This is a genomic window from Fructobacillus parabroussonetiae, assembly GCF_018437265.1.
GTDB lineage: Bacteria > Bacillota > Bacilli > Lactobacillales > Lactobacillaceae > Fructobacillus > Fructobacillus parabroussonetiae.
The window spans coordinates 13,703-32,957 of record NZ_JAAMFL010000003.1 but is presented as its reverse complement, the minus strand read 5'-3'; the positions used below and the strand labels follow the sequence as shown (position 1 = coordinate 32,957).

Sequence of the window (19,255 nt, the reverse complement as noted above, 5' to 3'; positions counted from 1 at the left end):
CCTATCCTTTCGTAATCAATGATTAAAACAAGTCCAGGTTCTCGAAGTTTTCGGGATCCTTCTTATCGGAGGCTTTCTGGACTAAGTGCTCCGTTTCGTTTTCCTTTTCAACTTGTGCTGAATCGGCTTGCTTCGCGTTTTCATCGGCCTTAGCCTTTTCAGCTTGCTTTGCTTGATCGGCAGCAACTCGCTTGGCCGTGGCCCGCTCGGCCTTGGCAGCCGGACTGTTTTCAGCGACTGAAGCCACCTCGTCCACTTCGTTTTCCCCATGGGGGTCTTGGCCGGCCATTACCTGGTCGAAAACCTGGCTGGAATCAGAACCACCAGCCACGTTATCCAAGATTGATCCCTCTTCTTCCAGGGTAAACTGCACGTTTTTTTCGATCCACTGACGACGGGGGTCAACTTTATCGCCCATCAAAGTCGTCACTCGCTTTTCAGCCAACATGGCATCGTCAATTTTGACACGAATCAGCGTCCGCGATTCTGGATCCATCGTTGTTTCCCAAAGCAGGGTGGCGTTCATTTCACCAAGTCCCTTAAAACGAGTCAGCTCATACTTCACCTTAGCTTCAGCGGTAATCTGCGCCAATTCATCGTTGGTCCAGGCAAAGGAATCATCCTTTTTACCACGGTATTTCACACGGTAAAGCGGTGGGAGTGCGATGTAGACTTTACCAGCCTCAATTAAAGGACGCATGTACTTGTAAAAGAAGGTCAACAGCAGCGTTTGAATGTGGGCACCATCATCATCGGCATCGGTCATGATAATGACTTTGTCAAAGGCGGCGTTTTTAATTGAAAAGTCTGGTCCGACGCCCGCACCAATGGCGTAAATCAGCGTCGAAATTTCTTCGTTTTTCAAAATATCTGGCAACTTGGCCTTTTGCGTGTTCAAGACTTTTCCACGGAGGGGCAAAATCGCCTGGAACTTACGGTCACGGCCCTGCTTAGCAGAACCACCGGCCGAATCACCCTCGACCAGGAACAATTCGTTTTTATCGGCGTTCTTTGACTGGGCAGGCGCGAGCTTACCAGAAAGCAAGCGTTCCTTCTTCCCCTTTGACTTACCCGTTCGTGACTCTTCACGAGCCTTACGGGCTGCTTCACGCGCTTCTCGCGCACGCAGGGCCTTTCGAACAATCTTTTGTCCGAAATCCCCGTTTTCCAAAAGGAACCGGGCCAGCGTTTCATTAACAACGGCATCCACCGCGCCACGAGCCTCGGTTGTTCCCAGCTTATCCTTCGTCTGACCTTCGAATTGTAGAATTTCTTCGGGTACACGAAGGGAAATGACAGCTGACAGTCCCTCACGGACATCGGACCCTTCCAGGTTCTTATCCTTATCCTTTAACAAGTTCACCCGGCGGGCGTATTCGTTAAAGGCCTTTGTCCAAGCTGAGCGGAAGCCCATTTCATGGGTTCCCCCGTCCTGAGTTCGGACGTTGTTAACAAAGGAGAGGAGCGTTTCGGAGTAGCCGTCATTGTATTGGGCAGCCACGTCGACCACAATCCCGTCATTTGTCCCTTCAAAAGTCATGACCGGACCAAGGCCTTCTTTTTCCTCGTTCAAGAAATCAACGAAGGATTGGAGGCCGTGTGCGTAGTGATAAATTTCTTCACGAGCAGGTTGCACGCGCTTATCCGTCAGAGTGAACTTCACACCAGACATCAAAAAGGCCGCTTCCCGAAGGCGCTCCGCTAAGGTATCAAACTTGAAAACCGTCGTTGAAAAGATGCTGGCATCCGGCTTAAAGGTCACTGTCGTTCCCGTGTGATCCTTCGTCGCCCCCAAGTCGATGAGGGTTCCGACTGGCTTTCCACCCTTTTCAAAGCTTTCTTCAAAACGGTGGCCATCACGAACGATGGTCACCTTCAAGGATTCAGATAGGGCGTTCACAACAGAAGAACCGACACCGTGCAAACCACCAGAGGTTGCATAACCGCCTTGGCCAAACTTACCACCAGCGTGAAGGACCGTTAAAATCACTTCGGGTGTTGGCTTTCCGGAGGAATGCATGCCAACCGGCATACCACGACCTTGGTCGGAAACGGTAATGGCGTTGTTTTCTTCGATTGTTACCTGAATGTCGTCACCGTAGCCACCGAGGGCCTCATCAACGGCGTTGTCGACGATTTCATAAACCAGGTGGTGGAGGCCACGACCATCGGTCGATCCGATGTACATACCGGGTCGCTTGCGGACGGCTTCCAACCCTTCCAGGATTTTAATCGAATCTGCATCGTAATGTCTTTGCTCTGTCACAGTGATCATCCTTTATCTTCGTTTTCAAAAGAACGGGCTCAGCCCTTCTTTCGGCAATCTACTTTATCATAGATTAAAAATGAAAAACTGACAACAAAAAATATTTTAGACTTTTCAATGATTAAATAGACGCCTGGAGGAAGGCAATCAAAAAGAAGGCATTAGAATGAACCAAAAGTCCCAGCTTGTGGTAAAATATTAGCTGCTTTTAAAAAAGGAGTGAAACAAATGGAAAAAATCATCATGGTGTTTATCCTTGCCTACCTAATCGGATCCTTGGTACCTGGCTACTGGATTGGGAAACTTTTCTTCCATAAAGACATCCGAAACGAAGGGTCCGGAAACATTGGGACGACCAATGCCTTCCGAATTTTAGGACCCGTTGCCGGCTGCTTCGTCTTGGCCTTTGATATTTTAAAGGGCGCCTTTGCCGGCATGTTACCCGCCATCTTTGGCTTGGACATTAACGTCATGTGGGTCGGCCTTTTCGCCATCCTTGGTCACACCTTCTCAATCTGGATTGGCTTTAAGGGGGGCAAGGCCGTTGCGACTTCTGCCGGTGTGCTCTCCGTCTACAATGGGCCACTCTTTTGGATGGTCTGTGCCGTCTTTGTTTCCTGCCTCATTCTCTTTTCGATGGTCTCGGTTGCCTCAATGGTTGGCTTCTCCTTTGCCACTGTGATGTCGGTCTTTTATTACCATGACCTCGTCTTATCAATCATCGCCATCGTTTTGACCGTCTTTGTCTTTTACCGACACCGTCAAAACATCGGCCGGATCCTTTCCGGAAAGGAATCAACGATTCCCTTCGGTCTGGTCTACTGGCTGAAAAAATCCTAAATCCAACAAAAAAGTCGCCCCTAGGGGCGACTTTTTTGTTTACATTAATTGTCTTGCTTTCAACTTCAACCGCTGCCAGACATCTGGCTGCAAACGTCTTAAGAACAAAGTCCCGTGCAAGGTTAGCAAAACTGCATCCACTAGGTTCATCTTAACGATGTAGAGTATCAAAAAGAGCAGGCTGGTGGGTGGCAAAAGCAGTAAAACAAAGAGAATCCAAACCCTTTCAAACCCCCACTTGCCCTTCAAGTATTTCTTTTGAAGTGCGCTGGGTTGAAACGGTTTGAAAGCTGCTGCTTCAATTGGGTGCTGCTTTTTATCATGATAGGCCCGCCACCAGAAGTAAGCCGGTAAAATCGTTGTCAGGAATAATCCCAGCCACCAATAAAATGGGTTTGTTAGCGTTATCTTTGGAATTGGAAAGAAAAGCTTACCTAACCAGAGAACCGTACCAATGATGGCTGAAATCAGAAAAGTTATAAAAAGGGCGAAATCATGGCCACTTTTCTTTCCTAAGCTAACCTTGTAGTAGTTTCTCGTCGAGGGATTGTAATAGATTGTCTGATCCTGCTTACCATCTTTTAATGGCTCCAGGCGGATTGGGGTGTTGGACACGGGGCCCTCCTCGCTTTCTCTTTTTAATCTTTAATGAATCGTTCGTTTCACATCATAGACGGAGTGTTGAGCAGAAAGGGAGTCAATGATGCCATTTAATTGGGCAATATTGGCCACACCAAGGGAAGCCTGCACTTGCACCATGCCGCCACGGGTCACATGCCCGTTAATTTCTTTAATAAAGCGCGTCTTGGCATTCAGGGACTTGAGCAAGGTGTTTAAGATGCCTGGTTCATTCTCCGCATGAATCGTCAGATCCGCCGTATAATCCGGTCGTTGGCCGTTCGGGTCGGCCCAGATAACATCAACCAGGCGCTCGCCCGCCTTTTGCGCCGCATGAATATTCGGACAGTCAAAACGATGAACGGCGACACCCCGTCCCTGGGTAATGTAGCCTGTCACGTTATCGCCAGGTACTGGCGTGCAGCACTTTGCCAGGTGGACTAAAAGGCTATCGATTCCGGCAATGACCACGTCAGAATCGTTACCCTGTTTCACCTTGTTTGGCTGGGCCTCTTTTTTGATGGCCCCACCTTCTTCAAGCAAGCGTTTTTGAAGGTCGGCAGCCTCCTTGGCATCCCGTGCTTCTCGCTCGCTTTTCGTCAGCTCTCGGACAACTGCTAAACGGGTCAAATCACCATAACCAACGGCGGCCAAAAGATCATCTTTGGTACCAGACTGGAACGTATCCGCCACTGCCTGTAATTTGTCATCCTCGATAAAGTCGTTCAGGTCATACCCCTGATCGAAGAGCTCCTTTGAGATCGCATCTAAACCAGCTTGAATATTATCAGCCCGGTCCCGTTTCTTCAACGAGGACTTAATCTTATGACGGGCCTTGCGCGTCTTCACCAAATCCAACCAATCACGCGAAGGTTGGGCATTTTGACTCGTCAGAATTTCCATAATATCGCCGTTTTGGATCTGATAGTCCAAGGGAACGATGCGGCCATTTGCCTTGGCCCCGGTTGTGTGGGCCCCAACATTGGAGTGAATGGCAAAGGCCATGTCCAAGGGGCCGGCTCCCTGAGCAAGTTCGTAAACATCCCCTGCGGGTGAAAAGGCGTAGACACGGTCAACAAACAAGTCCGTTTGGACCGAATCCATAAAGTCCTGGGCGTCCTCCGCCGACTCCTGGAATTCCAGAATACCTTGAATCATGTTCAAGACTTGTTCGGATTGATCCGTCACGTTCGCCTGTTGCTCGGAGCCCTTGTTCTTCTTATAGGCCCAGTGAGCGGCCACACCAAATTCAGCCACCTGGTGCATCTTATAGGTTCGAATCTGGACTTCCAGTGGCCGCCCACCAGGGCCAAGCACCGTGGTGTGCAGCGATTGATAGCCATTCGGCTTTGGCAGAGCAATGTAGTCCTTAAACCGGCCTGGAAGCGGCTTCCAGTGGGCGTGAATGGCACCAAGAACGGCATAGGTATCCGTCAGGTTTTCCGTCAGCACGCGAATCGCCGATAGGTCGTAAATCTCATCAAAGGACTTATGCTTATCGACAAGCTTTCGATAGATGGAGTAAATATGCTTAGGGCGACCATAGACCGAGACGTCTTCGATGTGTAGTTCATCAATACTTTGCTCGATTTGATCAATGGCTTCTTGAATCACGGCCAAGCGTTCGTCGCGCTTCATGGACATCATGCTGGCAATCTTATGATAGGCGTCGGGTTCCAAGTATGAAAGCGACAGGTCTTCCAATTCCCATTTGATGGCCGAAATACCCAAACGATCGGCCAGTGGCGCATAAATCGAGAGCGTTTCCTGTGAGATCCGTCGCTGTTTTTCAGGACGTAAGGCATCCAGGGTCCGCATGTTGTGCAAGCGATCAGCCAGCTTGACGATAATCACGCGAATATCCTTTGCCATCGCCAAAAGAAGCTTGCGATGATTTTCGGCCAATTGGACTTTGGAATCCTGGTACTTAATCTTTGAAATCTTCGTCACGCCGTCAACGATTCGACCAACAATTGGTCCGAAGCGGTCCACGACGTCTTCCAAAGTCACCGGGGTATCTTCGACGATATCGTGCAAAAAGCCAGAAACAATGGTTGGCCCATCCATTTTTAGCTCAGCCAAAATCCCCGCCACCTGAATTGGGTGGGCAATGTATGGTATGCCAGACTGTCGCTTCTGCTCCTTGTGCAAATCGCGGGCCCATTCATAGGCGTCCTTGACTGCAGCCAGCTGTTCCTCTGGTAGGTAATCGGCGACCATGTTCAGCACGTCTTTTGCTTGATATTCCTTGTGCTTTGTCATGGGACCCCCTTTCACGACACGCTGGTCGAATGCTTATTAATAAGTTTCATTATAAGGGAAGCAAAGAAGAGACACAAGAAAGGAATTGTCCCCTTTCATTCCCAGTCAAAGCGACTTTCTAATTCTTATTAATGCCTTAGAATAGCTTTTAACACCCGCGCTGAAATTCAGCTGAAAAAGCCGCAAAAAAAGAGTAAGATATTGCCATAGTAAAAACATTTCAACTGGAGGATTCATGACAACAAACGATCAACCAATCGATTGGAAACGAAACATGTGGATCATCTGGCTCGCCGTCATGATGACGGGTATCGCCTTTTCCGAGATCATCCCCTTCCTTTCCCTCTACATTGACACAATGGGGCACTTCACAAGGGACCAACTGAATTTCTATTCAGGGGCTTCCTTCGCAGTGACCTTCTTAGTTTCGGCCATCGTTTCGCCACTGTGGGGAAAGGTTGCCGATAAAAAAGGCCGTAAGTTAATGATGATGCGCGCCGCCTTGGGTCTGGCCTTCGTCATGGCACTGACCGGCTTTAGTCAAAACGTGTGGCAGCTGATTTTCCTTCGAGGTCTGCAAGGCGCACTGGGCGGTTTCGTATCGAACTCGAACGCGCTAATCGCCACGCAAACGCCAAAGGAAGAAGTGGGTCGGGCACTTGGAATCGTCGTAACCGGCTTTACCGGTGGTACCTTAATGGGGCCATTAATTGGTGGTTCGCTGGCGACCTTTATGTCCTACCGGCAGATTTTCCTGATTACGGCGGCCATCTTCGTTATCGTGTTCTTCTTCATTTGGCTTTTAGTCGAAGAAGAAAAGAAAGAACCGCTAGCAGAGACCGATCAGAAGAAACCGGCCCTGCGCTTCCGTGATTTAGATAACTGGCGGGTTCTCATGGCCCTTTTCGTTACAACCATGTTAGTTCAAATCGTCAACATGGCCATCAACCCAATTGTCGCCCTCTTTGTCCGCGAAGTCCTTTCCGGTCGCGGTAACGTCACCTTTATTACGGGTGTTGTAGCAGCAATGCCGGGTTGTGCCACCTTTATCTTTGCTTCTTGGTTTGGTCGTTTAGGGGACCGCATCGGAACCAAATTCATGTTGCAGATGGGCTTTGTTTTAGCCGTTATCGCCTTTGTGCCAACCGCCTTTGTCACCACGGTTTTCTGGTTGCTCTTCTTCCGTTTTGCCATTGGAATCGCCGACGCCACCCTGCTTCCGGCTATTCAAACGCTTCTGTCAAGAAACAGCCCAGACGAAATGGTTTCGCGAGTCTTCTCCTATAACCAGTCCTTCCAATCAATTGGTTCGGTCCTTGGTCCCCTTTGTGGAACGGCCATCGCCTCCTTCTTTGATTACCGGGCCATCTTCCTCTTTACAGCTGCCGTGATGGCTATTAACGGTGTGCTCTTTTATTTCAATATCAATCGAAACAAGGCCGTTCATTAAACAAAAAAACCAATCAGAATTGATTGGTTTTTTTATTCGCTTTAATAATTCATAAAGTAGTTATCGAGTTCCCACTTAGAAACAAACTGACGATAAGACGTGTATTCGATTCGCTTGGCCTCGATGAATTTATCAATGATATGCGTGCCGATGGCATCAATCACCACATCATCTTGCTCCAAGGCTTCAAGTGCGTCGAGTAAAGTCTCTGGCAGATTTTGAATACCCGCCTTCTTCCGCTCGTTTTCGTCCATCAAGTAAATGTTCTTATCTACCGAAGCGGTTGGTTCCATTCGCTGTTCAATGCCATCTAGTCCAGCTGATAAAATAGCGGCCAGACAAGTATACGGGTTGGTCGTTGGATCCACCGTTCGTAGTTCCAGGCGGGTGGCCAAGCCACGGGAGGCTGGCACACGAACCATTGGTGAGCGGTTCGAAGCTGACCAAGCAATGTAAACGGGTGCTTCAAATCCAGGCGTGAGTCGCTTGTATGAATTGACCGTTGGATTGGCAATGGCCGTCAGGGCTGGGGCATGTTTTAAGACCCCGCCCAAGAAGTGTAACGCCGTATCAGACAAGCCTAAATAATCACCATCTTGACCGGCAAAGGCGTTTCCCTTGTCGTTGAAAAGGGACATGTTCACGTGCATTCCCGAACCATTGATTCCAGAAACGGGCTTGGGCATGAAGGTTGCGTAATAACCATTTTGACGAGCAATTGTCTTAACGACCAATTTAAAAGTCTGAATCTTATCTGCTGCATCCAGTGCGTCATCGTACTTAAAGTCGACTTCGTGCTGTCCCGCCGCAACTTCATGGTGGGCAGCCTCGACTTCAAAGCCCATCTCCTCAAGTGTCAAAACGATTTCACGGCGGACATCTTCGCCCCGGTCTAAAGGTGCCAAGTCAAAGTAGGAACCATGATCATTGAGTTCCATCGTTGGCTTTCCCTTTTCATCGAGTTTGAAAAGGAAAAACTCTGGTTCAGGACCAATGTTAAATTCCGTAAAGCCCTGCTTTTTTGCCTGCTTGACTGCGTTCTTCAAGGCAATTCGTGGGTCACCGGCAAAGGGTGTCCGGTCCTTGTTGTAAACGTCAGCAATCAGTCGGGCGACTTTGCCACCGTGACCATCCGTGGCCCAGGGGAAAATCATAAAAGTCGACAAATCAGGATAAAGATACATATCCGATTCATTGATCCGCACGAAGCCTTCGATTGAGGAACCATCAAACATCAAGTCGTTGTTCAAGACCTTATCCAACTGTGATGCCGGAACTTCGATATTCTTAATCGTTCCTAACACGTCAGTAAAGGTCACACGAATAAACTGGACGTTTTCTTCTGCTACTTTTGCCTTGATTTCGTCTTTTGTCATGAACTGCTGTGTCATTTTCTCTCCCCCGTTTGAGCTACTTTTGTGTTTGCTGTCGACTGCCAAATTAAGGCTGATTGAAGCGGGCAATTTGAGCAAATTCGTCCTGCAAAGAGCGGCGCAGTGAGGAATTCACGTCCTCTTCCCGTGCCTTTTGCAATCGCTCGGCCTTGTCAAAAAGTTCCTTGATATCCTTTGTCGAATCGCCAGCATCCAAGTGATCTTTGATGCGCAAGAGTTGGTCGATATCGTTTAAGGAAAAGCGGCGCTGGCCACCCTTCCCGCGTTCTGGTTTCACCAGCCCGTGCTCTTCGTAATAACGAATTTGACGATCCGTTAGTAAAGTCAGCTCGCGAACAACCGACATCGGCAAGACAGCTTTATTTCGTTGTAATTCTGAACTTTTCACGATTCACCATCCCCCTTGCTAAAAATCATAATCGAAAATCAACCAACTGTCTTGAATTTGGTCAGCTTTCTTAACCTCAAACATAGAATCGGTATAGAAATTGGTCTAGTAATCAATGACCAAAACGACCCAGCAACGAGTGTTTGTTGATGCTTAAAGACCCACTTCTCTAGCAAAAAAGAGCCGAATTGGTCGACCCTTTAAAAGCTTATTTTGCCTCATACCACGTTGGCCCCGCATGTGATTCCACCTTAAGTGGAATGGCCAGCTTCACGGCTTGATCCATCACGGTCGTCACCGTTTCACGCAGCTGTTCAAGCTCTTCTTTTGGACATTCAAATACCAATTCATCGTGAACCTGGACAAGCATTTTCGCTTGTAGTCCCCGCTCTTCAATCGCTTGATTGACTTTGATCATGGCAATCTTAATAATGTCAGCAGCCGATCCCTGAATAGGCGAGTTCATGGCCGTCCGTTCCGCAAAGGAACGGGTGTTAAAGTTCTTCGCATTGATATCAGGGAGGTAACGACGGCGGTGTTCAATCGTTTCCACATAGCCATCCTGATGAGCCTTTTCCTTAATGGCAGCCATCCACTGGTGAATCTTTGGAAACTCCTGGAAATAGGTCTCAATAAAGCTTTTAGCATCCTTACGGGCAATGTTTAAGTTCTTTGACAGGCCAAAGTCGGAAATGCCATAGACAATCCCGAAGTTAACCGCCTTAGCCGTCCGTCGTTGATCGGCATCAATCGGCGCATCATCGGCCAAGCCAAAGACTTTGCGTGCGGTTTCGGCATGAATGTCTTCATCCTCAACAAAGGCGTGTTCCATGGCCGGGTCACCAGTAATCGATGCCAGTACGCGCAACTCAATTTGGGAGTAGTCGGCACCAAAGATCAGCCAGTCATCATGGGATGGCACAAAGGCGTGGCGAATCTTTCGGCCAGCCTCCGTTCGCATTGGAATGTTTTGCAAGTTTGGATCAACGGAGGACAACCGACCCGTTTGCGTCAACGTTTGCAAGAAACGGGTGTGCACTTTGTGATCAGCTGGATCCACCACTGCCAAAAGGCCATCAACATAAGTTGACTTGAGCTTGGCCAACTGACGATAAGCCAGAATGTGTTCGACAATCGGTGCTTGCGGTGCCAGCTTTTCCAGCACTTCCACAGCAGTCGAATAGCCCGTCTTTGTCTTCTTAATCACGGGCAGGCCCATTTTTTCAAAGAGCAAGGTCCCCAACTGCTTGGTCGAATTAATGTTAAACTCTTCGCCAGCCATTTGGAAAATTTCGTCCTTCAAAGAGGCGATTTGTTCTTCCATTTCCTGTCCCATCTTGGAAAGGCGGTCTTCGTTGACCGTAAAGCCCTGCGCTTCCATTTTAGCCAAGACAAAGGAGAGTGGTAATTCGATATCGTGATACAGATGGCCCTGTTCGTGTTCATCAAGATCCGCAAAGGCCTGATCACGCAGATCAAAAATCGTCTGGGCCTTATGACCGACGTGTTCTAAGACGACTGTTTCATCTTCCGGGATGGCAAACTTCGCCCCTTTACCGTAAATTTCCTCATTCGAAGCTAAATAGCGGCCAAAGCGACCAGCCAAAGTCGACAGCACGTTATCATTGCCAACCGTGTCTAAGAGGTAGGCAACCAGCAAAAAGTCAAAGTCCACCCCAGCCAAGTTCAAGCCCAAGCGGTGCAACAACACCCAGTGTGCCTTGGCGTTGAAGAGGCGCAGTGCGATTTCTTGGCTTTCAATGATTCTTTTAAACGTTTCAGAGCCAAGAAGGGTCAAGTCACGACTGGCATAGTAGCCAACTTGGTCATTTCCGATGGCATAGGCGATCATATCGGCTTGGTGGTAGTTATCCCCCGTCGTATCAATATGAAAGGCCAAGCTTTTTTCTTTGGCTAACTGAGTTAAAGCAGCCTCGTTTAGTTCCTTAACAGCGGCAAAGTTCCCCTGTTTCTTTTCAGAATCTTCGGCAGCCTCAGCAAAATCCTCATCGAGCAGTGAGTGGGCCCGTAATTTACTCAATGCCTGCTTAAAGTGTAGCTTTTCAAAGAGCGTGACCAAGCCCTTTTCTTCCGGTTCTCGATACACTAAATCAGAGAGACCAATTTCAAGCTTGGCATCCGTAATAATCGTGGCTAATTTCTGTGCACGATAGGCACTAGCCTTGTCGTTAATCAGGTTTTCCTTCATCTTGGAAGCCTTCATGTCTGGGACATGTGCGTACAGATTATCCAGGTCATGATATTCCTTCAGCAGCTTCAAAGCGGTCTTCTCGCCGACTTTGGTAACGCCTGGATAGTTATCCGACGTATCCCCCGTCAGCGCCTTCTTATCAATAATTTGAGCAGGGGTAATGCCAAATTTTTCCATGATAAAGTCGGGTGTGTAGACCTCGACCTGCGTCACACCCTTCTTGGTCAACTTCACCGTCACAGAATCCGTCACCAATTGCGTCAAATCTTGATCACCAGTAATGATAATAACCTGATCGCCGGCTTTTTCACCCACCCGTGATAGCGTTCCGATAATATCATCGGCTTCTAAGCCAATCTGCTCATAGTTATGCAAGCCATGGGCTTCGACCATTTCACGCAAATACGGGAACTGCTCTTTAAATTCTGACGGTGCCTTATCACGACCCGCTTTGTAGTCATCGTAAAGGTCACCACGGAAGGTTTCCTTACCCGACCGGGCATCCCAGGCCACCAGGGCCATATCCGGTTGCATGGGCAAGACGATGGACTCCAAAAAATTATTAAAAGCCACCAGGGCGTTCGTGTGTAAGCCCTCTGGTGTGACCATCCGGTCAAGTTGTTGATACATGGCGTAAAAGGCCCGAAAGGCCAAGGAATTACCATCAATTAGTAGGATCTTTTTGCTCATTTTGCTCCCCTTGTTTCATCTTCTTGTAGTTTAGCATAAAAAAACACTCGCCGAAGCGAGTGTTTGAAATCATCAGTCCCGGCTGTCGCCGAAGAGCTGAAGTAATGAATAAAAGATGTTGATAAAGTCCAGGTAAAGCATCAGGGCACCAACAACGGCGACACCAGTTAACTGGTTTTCACCCGCACCCTGACCGGCCATTTGCACGTATGCTTGACGCAGCATGTTGTTATCATAAGCCGTGTAAAGGGCAAAGATGATCACCGAAGCAATGGATACCAAGAACTGCAAACCACTTGAGGCCATGAAAACGTTAATCAATGAGGCAACGATCAAACCAATCAAAAGACCATACAAGATCGAGCCCATCCCTGCCAAGGACTTTTTCGTGAAGAAGCCGTAAGATGCCATTCCACCAAAGAGTGCGGCCGTTGAAGCAAAGGCTGCCAGTACGGAAGCCCCTGTGTAATAGGCCAACAAAATCCCAAGCGTCAAACCTTGTGCCACGGCAAAGGTCATCAGCAAACCAAAGGCCTTGGCCGGATTGTTCTTAAAGGATGCGCCACGAATCATTCCCACCAAAACCATTTCAATGGCAATGACCGCAATAACACCAATCCATGAACCGGTAAAGAGGCTCAAAACCTGTGGCAAAAAGAAGGTTTGAACGATGTAGCCAGAAACGGCCGTCACCGCCAAGGCAATGGCCATGTAGCCATATACCTTTTGGAAAAAGAGCTTCATTCCTGTATCTGCGCCCGTCACGTCGCGACGAGAGTTGAAATCAAAATTGTTCATTCGATACCTCCTCGAAATTCTCTCAAATTATTTCAATCATTCTATGAAACTGAGCTTAAATCAAAATTAAAAGCTGCTTAAGTTCGATCGGATTGGATCTGACCCAGGAGTTTTTCAAAAGTAAACTCATACTTTTCAATATCACCAGCACCCATGAAGACCAGGACGCCGTTTTCGTGATGAAGCAAAGGTGACAAGTTTTCCTCTGAAATAATGGTTGCACCGCCAGGAATTTCCTTGGCAATATCTTGGGCGGAAACCGTTCCGGACTTTTCCCTGGCAGAACCAAAGATTGGTGTCAGATAAACCGTATCAGCCTTGGAAAGCGCCTTGGCGAACTCATCCTTATAGGCAATCACCCGAGTAAAGGTGTGGGGCTGGAAGACCGCCACAATTTCCTGGTCCGGATGCTCTTGTCGAGCCGCATCCAACGTCGCCTTAATCTCGGTTGGATGGTGAGCGTAATCATCGATAATCGTCACATCGCCGACCTGTTTTTCAGAGAAGCGACGTTTAACACCTGGATAAGTCTTCAAGTGCTCACGAACCCCTGCCAGGTCCAAGCCCTCGAGGTAAGCAACAGCAATAACCGCCGTCGCATTAAAGATATTGTGCTGGCCAAAGATTGGAATGAAGAACCGACCGAGGTCCTTGCCACGGAAGGAAACGGAAAAAGTCGAGCCATTTGTTTCCTTATCCACATCTGAAATCAAAAAGTCATCACGACCCGCCACATCACCGTAATAGTAAAGCGGCACGTCGACGGCTAGCTTCTGCAGAGAAGGATCGTCTCCCCAAGCAACAATTCCCTTTTTGACACCCTTAGCAAAGTCTTCAAAGGCTGAGAAAACATCGTCTAGATTCTGATAGTAATCAGGATGATCAAAGTCAATGTTCGTCACAATGGCGTAATCAGGATGGTAAGGCTTAAAGTGTCGACGGTATTCATCGGCTTCCAAAACGAAGAACTCGGAATCCTTGACGCCATGGCCCGTTCCATCACCAATCAAATAAGACGTGCGGGCCACGTTCTTCATCACGTGGGCCAACATACCAGTTGTGGATGTCTTCCCGTGCGCCCCGGCAACGGCAATGGTCGTTGCCTGTTCGATTTGCTCAGCAACGGCTTCGGGAAAGGTAATCATCTTCACGCCGGCCGCAAGTGCTGCCTTTACTTCGACTTGGTCATCTTCGAAGGCGTTACCACGAACGAAGATAAAGTCCTTGTGATCGGCGATGTTTTTGGCATCGAAAGGCAAAATTTGAATACCAGCCTTTTCGAGAGGCGCTTGAGTATAGGTGAACTGCTCAATATCCGAGCCAACCACTTCGTTTCCCTGATCGTGTAAAATCTGGGCTAGTGGGCCCATTCCTGTCCCTTTAATTCCAATAAAATAATATTTTTTTGGCATCCTGCCCTCTTTTTAGTAATTCGTGTCAATACGGCCGTCTGAATAGAGGTCTTGTGCTGCATCAAATGAAAAGACATCGCCAACTTGGGCAAAGTCATCAGGTAAGACCAGCGCACCCGGCTTATCCGGTGCTCCCGGTAACTTCAGTTCCCGTCCGGATGAAATCATGCCGGCAGAAGGAACACCACGTAGGGCACCTGGCCAGATCATTTCACCAGAAGGCATCATGGCGCCTGGTTTTGCTACCACGACTTTGATACCCGTGGTCATGTTTGGAGAACCCGAAACAATTTGCAAACGTTCGTCTTCACCGACATCAACCTTGGTAACGTGGAGGTGATCGGAATCAGGGTGGGCCGTCATTTCTTCCACGACGCCAACCACCAGTTGTGACGGCTCTGCCTGAATCGTCAAATCAAATCCGGCAGCGGCCATTACTTGATTAATTTGGTTGGCTTGTTCTTCAGATAAGAACACCTGACCAGCAGGCAATTCGGTCAAGCCGAGCGCTTCGCCCATTCCTTCGATGTTAATGCCAAGCAGCTGGTCCGTTTTCTTATCTCGAACGACCGTCACCTGCTTCTTTGTTTCAACTGCTTCCCCGTTTTCAGAAGGAGCAAAAGTCAGCATCAGGATGTCACCTTCTGCTGCTCGATTATAAACTGCAATCATGGTTTTTGTCCTTTATTGTAAGTTTGCTTATTTGTTCAAAGTGTTCAAATAGGCCAGTAATAATTCTGCGGACTTCTGACCGGCTTGGACAACATAGTCGTCAAAGTCGACATCCGATTCTCCGTCTGCTTGGTCTGAAACACCGCGCAGAACGATAAAAGGCGTTTGGAAGCGGCTGGCCACTTGCGCAACGGCTGCCCCCTCCATCTCCGCTAAGAGTGCATCAGGGAAGTTTTCCTTAATGGCTTCTTTCTTTGATTGTTGGACAAAGGTGTCACCGGATACAATCAAGCCAGCACGAGCGTCTGTCAACTGCTTAAAGGCGCCCACCAAATCATCATCCGCCGTAAAACGGGCTGGCTGAGCTGGCAGCTGTCCGTATTCGTACCCAAAGGCCGTGACATCAGCATCAAAATAGGCCAATTCCTGCCCGATTACTAGATCGCCAATCGCCAAGTCGGTTTGCAAGGCACCGGCAGAACCGGTGTTAATCACCAAGTCGACATCAAAAATCTGTGTCAAGATAGTGGTAGCTGTCGCAGCGGCGACTTTGCCAATGCCGGATTCGGCCAGAAAAACATCCTGGTTCTGGTAGCAACCAACCAGAACTTCCAAGTCCGAAAAGGAAACAACCTCGGCATCTTCCAATGCTTCTGTTAGCGCCTTCTTTTCTTCGGCCATCGGTGTGATAATTCCAATTTTCATGGGTGTTCCTTTCTAGGGTAAGACGAAGAAGGTCACGTATGCTACGACCGTCAACACTCCAACAATAATCATCCCCCGGTTATAGCGGTAAGACAGTCGGTCCGTCTTACCTTTTTGGGTTAATTCACCGTTTGAGCCAAGTTCGAAACGTCCCTTGTGCGTTAAGCGCATCTCATGACGGTTAGCAGGTTCGACAACGGTAATCGTTTCTTCATGGGTCTTGGCATATTCACGTTCAACTTGCTTACGTTGCTTTGCCCGAGCCTTCTGTTCCCGACTCGCTTGATTTTTCAAAAAGAAATTATTGGCCATTCTTCATTCTCCGAATCGTCCAGTGGAAGTAAGCAGCCAAGGTCTTTAAATCATTCAGCTTACCTGTTTCGTATAAGGCGGTCATCTCATCGTAGGAGACAGTTAAAATATCCAGATACTCCCCTTCATCACGGGGTAACTGATCCGTCCCGTCTAAATGATTTAAATCCGTTGCCACGTAAAGTGCAATCTTCGAATCGGTAAAGCCGACTGCTTCAAAGCCGTCAGCGAATTCTTCCAATTTACCAGGATGAACGCGAATCTCTTCATTCAGTTCACGCACCGCCGCTTCACGACAGGCTGTTTTGACATCCCCGTGATCACGCGCATCGACTTTGCCGGCGGGAATTTCAAGAACAAAGTCTTGAACGGGTTCACGCCATTGTTTAACAAAGACGGCATGGTCTTCGTCAACCAGTGGCAAAATGCCCACTGCAGGGCCACGGTCGACAACATCACGTTGCGCAATGGAGCCGTCGAAAAGTTTGACACGGCGAGAATCAATTTTAAAGATTGGTCCCTCGTACTTGATGTCATTTGAAACGAAGGTTTCCTTTTCCACCATGACTAGTTCTCCTCTTGAATGGGTGCGACCTGGGCTGCTTGGAAAGCATCCTTTCCCTGCACGAGGACGTACTCGACACGTTCTCCAGGATGGAGGGATTTAAAGCCCTCGCCCGCAATGCCGTTAAAGTGAACATAGACGTCGTCGCCTTTTTCATCAGGAGTGATATAACCGTATCCACGGTCTTTTTGCCAAATTTTTACTGTACCTTTTTTCATACCCCTATTATAGCAAAAATTGGCCTAGACTAGGTAAAAAAGCCAGTAAGAAAGAGCTAAAAGTCAGAATATCAATGAACCCTCAACTTTCTAGAAACGATGTTCTTTTTCATATTTTTCTGCCCAGCGCTCTTGTTCGTCCATCATTTTTACAAAATCAATCAAATCATCTCTCGTAATTTTTTTAAGAAATTCTTCTTGTGTAAATTCTGGAACCTGCATTCCCTTCATTTCATGTAATTTTGTCATAGGTAAACCCTTTCAATATCTGTCATTCGGTTTAAATTTCTTATTAATAATTCTCGACCATTTGTTATGTTTGAGGCATAACCATTAAAACGTGAATAAGTGTCTAAAATGATCATTTCAGGCTCCCTTAAGATGTTATGCTCAATTAAAAATTCGATAAACACACCATCCATTTGTTTTCTTCTACTCGCACGATTGGTCTTATATTTTAACGGAATTTCTGAAATGGCACTATTTAGAAATTGTTTATACAACCTAACCATTCGATTTCGTTGATTCAATTGGTTTAAATTTAATATCTGATCATCAAACACACTAACCTTAAATTGGAGAATGGCATAATTTTCTTTATTTCCACGGATATATTTTGAAAATGATTTTGCATTTGTTTTAGCATCATTGATAAACTCGACATCGTTTATTGAAAAATCACTATCAATATACCCATAAATTCCATGACCTAAATCATTTGGATATTGACCACTATCTTGTTTTATTTTAAATCCCTCTTCCAAAATCTTCTCTGCATTTTTTACACTTGTGCCATGAAAACTCGTAATTTTAATCATCGAACAACCTCCTTTCGTCATCGTATAATCTGCCGTCATTATAACTGATTTCGGATCTCAAAAGAGCATTATTTTTAACAAAATAAAACCGCCTATATCCTATGATACAAGCGGTTTAAAAGTGTTTATTATTTTTAGATAAAGGCTAACAAAATAAAGTTTGCCAAGAAGAAGGCCGTTACAATCAACAGGATTGGTGACAGTTCCTTGCGCTTTCCCTGAGCCAATTTCACCAGAATGTAGAAGATGAAGCCAGCAGCGATTCCATAAGAAATGGAGAAAGAGAAGCCCATGAAAATGGACGTAAAGAAGGCTGGCACGGCAACGGCCAAATCAGACCAGTCAATCTTCTTAAATTCACCCATCATCATGATTCCAACCATGATCAAAATTGGTGCCGTTGCAGCAGTTGGCACAATTGAAACCAATGGTGACAAGACAAGCATGCCTAAGAAACCAATCGACGTGATTACGTTGGTCAAACCAGTCCGACCACCAGAGGCAACGCCGGTTGCAGATTCAATTAAGGTCGTCGTGTTTGACGTACCCACTGCCCCTGCCAAAGTCGTCGTAAAGGTATCCACAACCAAAGCCTTATCCATCTTTGAGTTAAAGGAGTTGTCAGCCACAAAGGCTTCCTGGTCCTTCTTTGAAAAGATACCCGTCTGGTTACCGATTCCAATCAAGGTACCGATAGCATCAAACAAACCGGTCAGCCCCATGGCAAAGACCGTCACCACTGCAAGGGAAGCCTTCGTCCATGAAGACCAAAGTGAGCCCATTCCATTTGAACCAAAGGCAGCACCAAAGGTGTTAGTAAAGTCCGCAAAGGCGTTTGGCAATGAAGTAGCCGCTGACAAATGCGTGCTCGTAACACCCATCGGGATACCAATCAAAGTCGTGGCTACCAAGGTAATCAAGAAGGAAGCCGGTACTTTTTTAATGACCAAGTAAGTCAAAATCAACAGACCAATCAATGCCAACAAAGCCGATGCCTGTGTGAACTTCGTTAATTCAGGTGTAACAGAACCAGAAGCCATGATGGATGAAAGCGGTCCCTTGACAGCACCACCCGAATAAGGCTTGTCATTCACAGACATTATTGAGCTACCCGAAACAACAAAGTTGATGAATCCAGCGTTCTTCAGACCAATATAGGTCACAAAGACACCCAATCCACCACCAATGGCGGCCTTAAGCTCTTCTGGAATGGCTTTAACAATTGCCTGACGACCGTGCGTCAACGTAATGACAATGTCCAAAAGACCGACCATAAAGACAATGGCCAAGGCCTGTTGCCACTTAAAGCCAAAGCCAAAGACGATGGTATAAGTGAAGTAAGCCTGCATCCCGATACCGGGTGCCAGTGCGAACGGTACGTTGGCGTACAAGCCCATCAGCAAGGTCCCAAAGGTTGCCACCACAATGGCTGCAATGAAGACGGCCAATTGTGACATCCCCGCTTGGGAAAGAATCTGTGGGTTCAAGAAGAAGATGTAAGCCATGGAGACAAAAGTCGTCAATCCGGCAATCACTTCTTGTTTAACCGAGGTCTGGTTCTCTTTTAGTTTGAAAAATTTATCCATTTCGTTTTTGGGCTTACGCCCACTCCTTTAGTTTTTACGTTTTTCTTGC

General features: G+C 47.4%; 18 protein-coding genes. 2 read left to right on the top strand and 16 right to left on the bottom strand.

Annotated features, from left to right (window positions below; all coding sequences use genetic code 11):
- Window positions 1–22 precede the first annotated feature (22 nt).
- Entirely contained in the window at window positions 23–2,266 is a 2,244-nt protein-coding gene (parE, locus tag G6R30_RS01675) for a DNA topoisomerase IV subunit B (RefSeq protein ID WP_338018320.1), read from the bottom strand.
- Window positions 2,267–2,494: 228 nt separating this feature from the next.
- Between parE and plsY the strand changes: the two genes are divergently transcribed.
- A complete protein-coding gene (gene plsY, locus G6R30_RS01670; RefSeq protein WP_213820849.1) occupies window positions 2,495–3,106 on the top strand; it encodes a glycerol-3-phosphate 1-O-acyltransferase PlsY in 612 nt (203 codons plus the stop codon).
- A 39-nt stretch (window positions 3,107–3,145) separates the two neighbouring features.
- Here the strand turns inward: plsY and G6R30_RS01665 are convergent, their stop codons facing one another.
- Together G6R30_RS01665 and G6R30_RS01660 are read right to left on the bottom strand one after the other, a co-directional pair.
- Entirely contained in the window at window positions 3,146–3,721 is a 576-nt protein-coding gene (locus G6R30_RS01665; protein WP_213820847.1) for a hypothetical protein, read from the bottom strand.
- A 30-nt stretch (window positions 3,722–3,751) separates the two neighbouring features.
- Window positions 3,752–5,986, bottom strand: coding sequence for a RelA/SpoT family protein (locus G6R30_RS01660; protein WP_213820845.1), 2,235 nt, complete (start codon window positions 5,984–5,986; stop codon window positions 3,752–3,754).
- Window positions 5,987–6,221: 235 nt separating this feature from the next.
- On the opposite strand from G6R30_RS01660, the gene G6R30_RS01655 reads away from it, so the two are divergent.
- Window positions 6,222–7,436, top strand: coding sequence for an MFS transporter (locus G6R30_RS01655; RefSeq protein ID WP_213820843.1), 1,215 nt, complete (start codon window positions 6,222–6,224; stop codon window positions 7,434–7,436).
- Window positions 7,437–7,477: 41 nt separating this feature from the next.
- Here G6R30_RS01655 and glnA read toward each other — a convergent pair whose 3' ends face one another.
- The 13 genes from glnA to G6R30_RS01590 form a co-directional block, all read right to left on the bottom strand.
- Complete coding sequence (glnA, locus tag G6R30_RS01650) at window positions 7,478–8,827, bottom strand: type I glutamate--ammonia ligase (protein WP_213820841.1); 1,350 nt, start codon at window positions 8,825–8,827, stop codon at window positions 7,478–7,480.
- Between the two features lie 49 nt (window positions 8,828–8,876).
- Entirely contained in the window at window positions 8,877–9,218 is a 342-nt protein-coding gene (locus G6R30_RS01645; protein WP_213792671.1) for a MerR family transcriptional regulator, read from the bottom strand.
- Between the two features lie 208 nt (window positions 9,219–9,426).
- Entirely contained in the window at window positions 9,427–12,120 is a 2,694-nt protein-coding gene (polA, locus tag G6R30_RS01640) for a DNA polymerase I (RefSeq protein ID WP_213820839.1), read from the bottom strand.
- Window positions 12,121–12,192: 72 nt separating this feature from the next.
- Window positions 12,193–12,918 carry a Bax inhibitor-1/YccA family protein gene (locus tag G6R30_RS01635; protein ID WP_213820837.1) on the bottom strand — a complete coding sequence of 242 codons (726 nt, stop codon included), beginning with the start codon at window positions 12,916–12,918 and terminating at the stop codon, window positions 12,193–12,195.
- 77 nt (window positions 12,919–12,995) lie between these two features.
- Complete coding sequence (gene murC, locus G6R30_RS01630; RefSeq protein WP_213820835.1) at window positions 12,996–14,330, bottom strand: UDP-N-acetylmuramate--L-alanine ligase; 1,335 nt, start codon at window positions 14,328–14,330, stop codon at window positions 12,996–12,998.
- Window positions 14,331–14,342: 12 nt separating this feature from the next.
- Window positions 14,343–15,002 carry a YtpR family tRNA-binding protein gene (gene ytpR, locus G6R30_RS01625; protein WP_213820833.1) on the bottom strand — a complete coding sequence of 220 codons (660 nt, stop codon included), beginning with the start codon at window positions 15,000–15,002 and terminating at the stop codon, window positions 14,343–14,345.
- 27 nt (window positions 15,003–15,029) lie between these two features.
- Window positions 15,030–15,707 carry a 5'-methylthioadenosine/adenosylhomocysteine nucleosidase gene (locus G6R30_RS01620; RefSeq protein WP_213820831.1) on the bottom strand — a complete coding sequence of 226 codons (678 nt, stop codon included), beginning with the start codon at window positions 15,705–15,707 and terminating at the stop codon, window positions 15,030–15,032.
- Between the two features lie 12 nt (window positions 15,708–15,719).
- Window positions 15,720–16,019 (bottom strand): hypothetical protein, encoded by a 300-nt coding sequence (locus tag G6R30_RS01615; RefSeq protein ID WP_213820829.1) that lies wholly within the window; start codon window positions 16,017–16,019, stop codon window positions 15,720–15,722.
- The gene (locus tag G6R30_RS01610) at window positions 16,009–16,584 is read right to left on the bottom strand and encodes an NUDIX hydrolase (protein ID WP_213820827.1); all 576 of its coding nucleotides are present in this window, start codon (window positions 16,582–16,584) and stop codon (window positions 16,009–16,011) included. The genes G6R30_RS01615 and G6R30_RS01610 overlap by 11 nt, the downstream gene beginning before the upstream one ends.
- A 2-nt stretch (window positions 16,585–16,586) precedes the next feature.
- Window positions 16,587–16,802: a cold-shock protein gene (locus G6R30_RS01605; RefSeq protein ID WP_213820824.1), complete on the bottom strand. Its 216-nt coding sequence runs from the start codon at window positions 16,800–16,802 to the stop codon at window positions 16,587–16,589.
- A gap of 90 nt (window positions 16,803–16,892) precedes the next feature.
- Window positions 16,893–17,051, bottom strand: a complete 159-nt coding sequence (locus tag G6R30_RS01600; RefSeq protein WP_213820822.1) for a hypothetical protein — start codon at window positions 17,049–17,051, stop codon at window positions 16,893–16,895.
- On the bottom strand, window positions 17,048–17,620 hold the full coding sequence (locus tag G6R30_RS01595; RefSeq protein WP_213820820.1) for a hypothetical protein: 573 nt from the start codon (window positions 17,618–17,620) through the stop codon (window positions 17,048–17,050). Before G6R30_RS01595 ends, G6R30_RS01600 begins: the two co-directional genes overlap by 4 nt.
- 134 nt (window positions 17,621–17,754) lie before the next feature.
- On the bottom strand, window positions 17,755–19,206 hold the full coding sequence (locus G6R30_RS01590; protein WP_213820818.1) for an NCS2 family permease: 1,452 nt from the start codon (window positions 19,204–19,206) through the stop codon (window positions 17,755–17,757).
- Window positions 19,207–19,255: the final 49 nt, after the last annotated feature.

Excerpts from the sequence above, each read along its gene's own strand:
- G6R30_RS01590 (WP_213820818.1), bottom strand. The coding sequence starts at position 19,206 with ATGGATAAATTTTTCAAACTAAAAGAGAACCAGACCTCGGTTAAACAA.
- G6R30_RS01615 (WP_213820829.1), bottom strand. The coding sequence starts at position 16,019 with ATGGCCAATAATTTCTTTTTGAAAAATCAAGCGAGTCGGGAACAGAAG.
- murC (WP_213820835.1), bottom strand. The coding sequence starts at position 14,330 with ATGCCAAAAAAATATTATTTTATTGGAATTAAAGGGACAGGAATGGGC.
- G6R30_RS01600 (WP_213820822.1), bottom strand. The coding sequence starts at position 17,051 with ATGACAAAATTACATGAAATGAAGGGAATGCAGGTTCCAGAATTTACA.
- plsY (WP_213820849.1), top strand. The coding sequence starts at position 2,495 with ATGGAAAAAATCATCATGGTGTTTATCCTTGCCTACCTAATCGGATCC.
- G6R30_RS01660 (WP_213820845.1), bottom strand. The coding sequence starts at position 5,986 with ATGACAAAGCACAAGGAATATCAAGCAAAAGACGTGCTGAACATGGTC.
- G6R30_RS01655 (WP_213820843.1), top strand. The coding sequence starts at position 6,222 with ATGACAACAAACGATCAACCAATCGATTGGAAACGAAACATGTGGATC.
- polA (WP_213820839.1), bottom strand. The coding sequence starts at position 12,120 with ATGAGCAAAAAGATCCTACTAATTGATGGTAATTCCTTGGCCTTTCGG.
- G6R30_RS01620 (WP_213820831.1), bottom strand. The coding sequence starts at position 15,707 with ATGAAAATTGGAATTATCACACCGATGGCCGAAGAAAAGAAGGCGCTA.
- G6R30_RS01610 (WP_213820827.1), bottom strand. The coding sequence starts at position 16,584 with ATGGTGGAAAAGGAAACCTTCGTTTCAAATGACATCAAGTACGAGGGA.
- ytpR (WP_213820833.1), bottom strand. The coding sequence starts at position 15,002 with ATGATTGCAGTTTATAATCGAGCAGCAGAAGGTGACATCCTGATGCTG.
- G6R30_RS01605 (WP_213820824.1), bottom strand. The coding sequence starts at position 16,802 with ATGAAAAAAGGTACAGTAAAAATTTGGCAAAAAGACCGTGGATACGGT.
- G6R30_RS01595 (WP_213820820.1), bottom strand. The coding sequence starts at position 17,620 with ATGATTAAAATTACGAGTTTTCATGGCACAAGTGTAAAAAATGCAGAG.
- glnA (WP_213820841.1), bottom strand. The coding sequence starts at position 8,827 with ATGACACAGCAGTTCATGACAAAAGACGAAATCAAGGCAAAAGTAGCA.
- G6R30_RS01635 (WP_213820837.1), bottom strand. The coding sequence starts at position 12,918 with ATGAACAATTTTGATTTCAACTCTCGTCGCGACGTGACGGGCGCAGAT.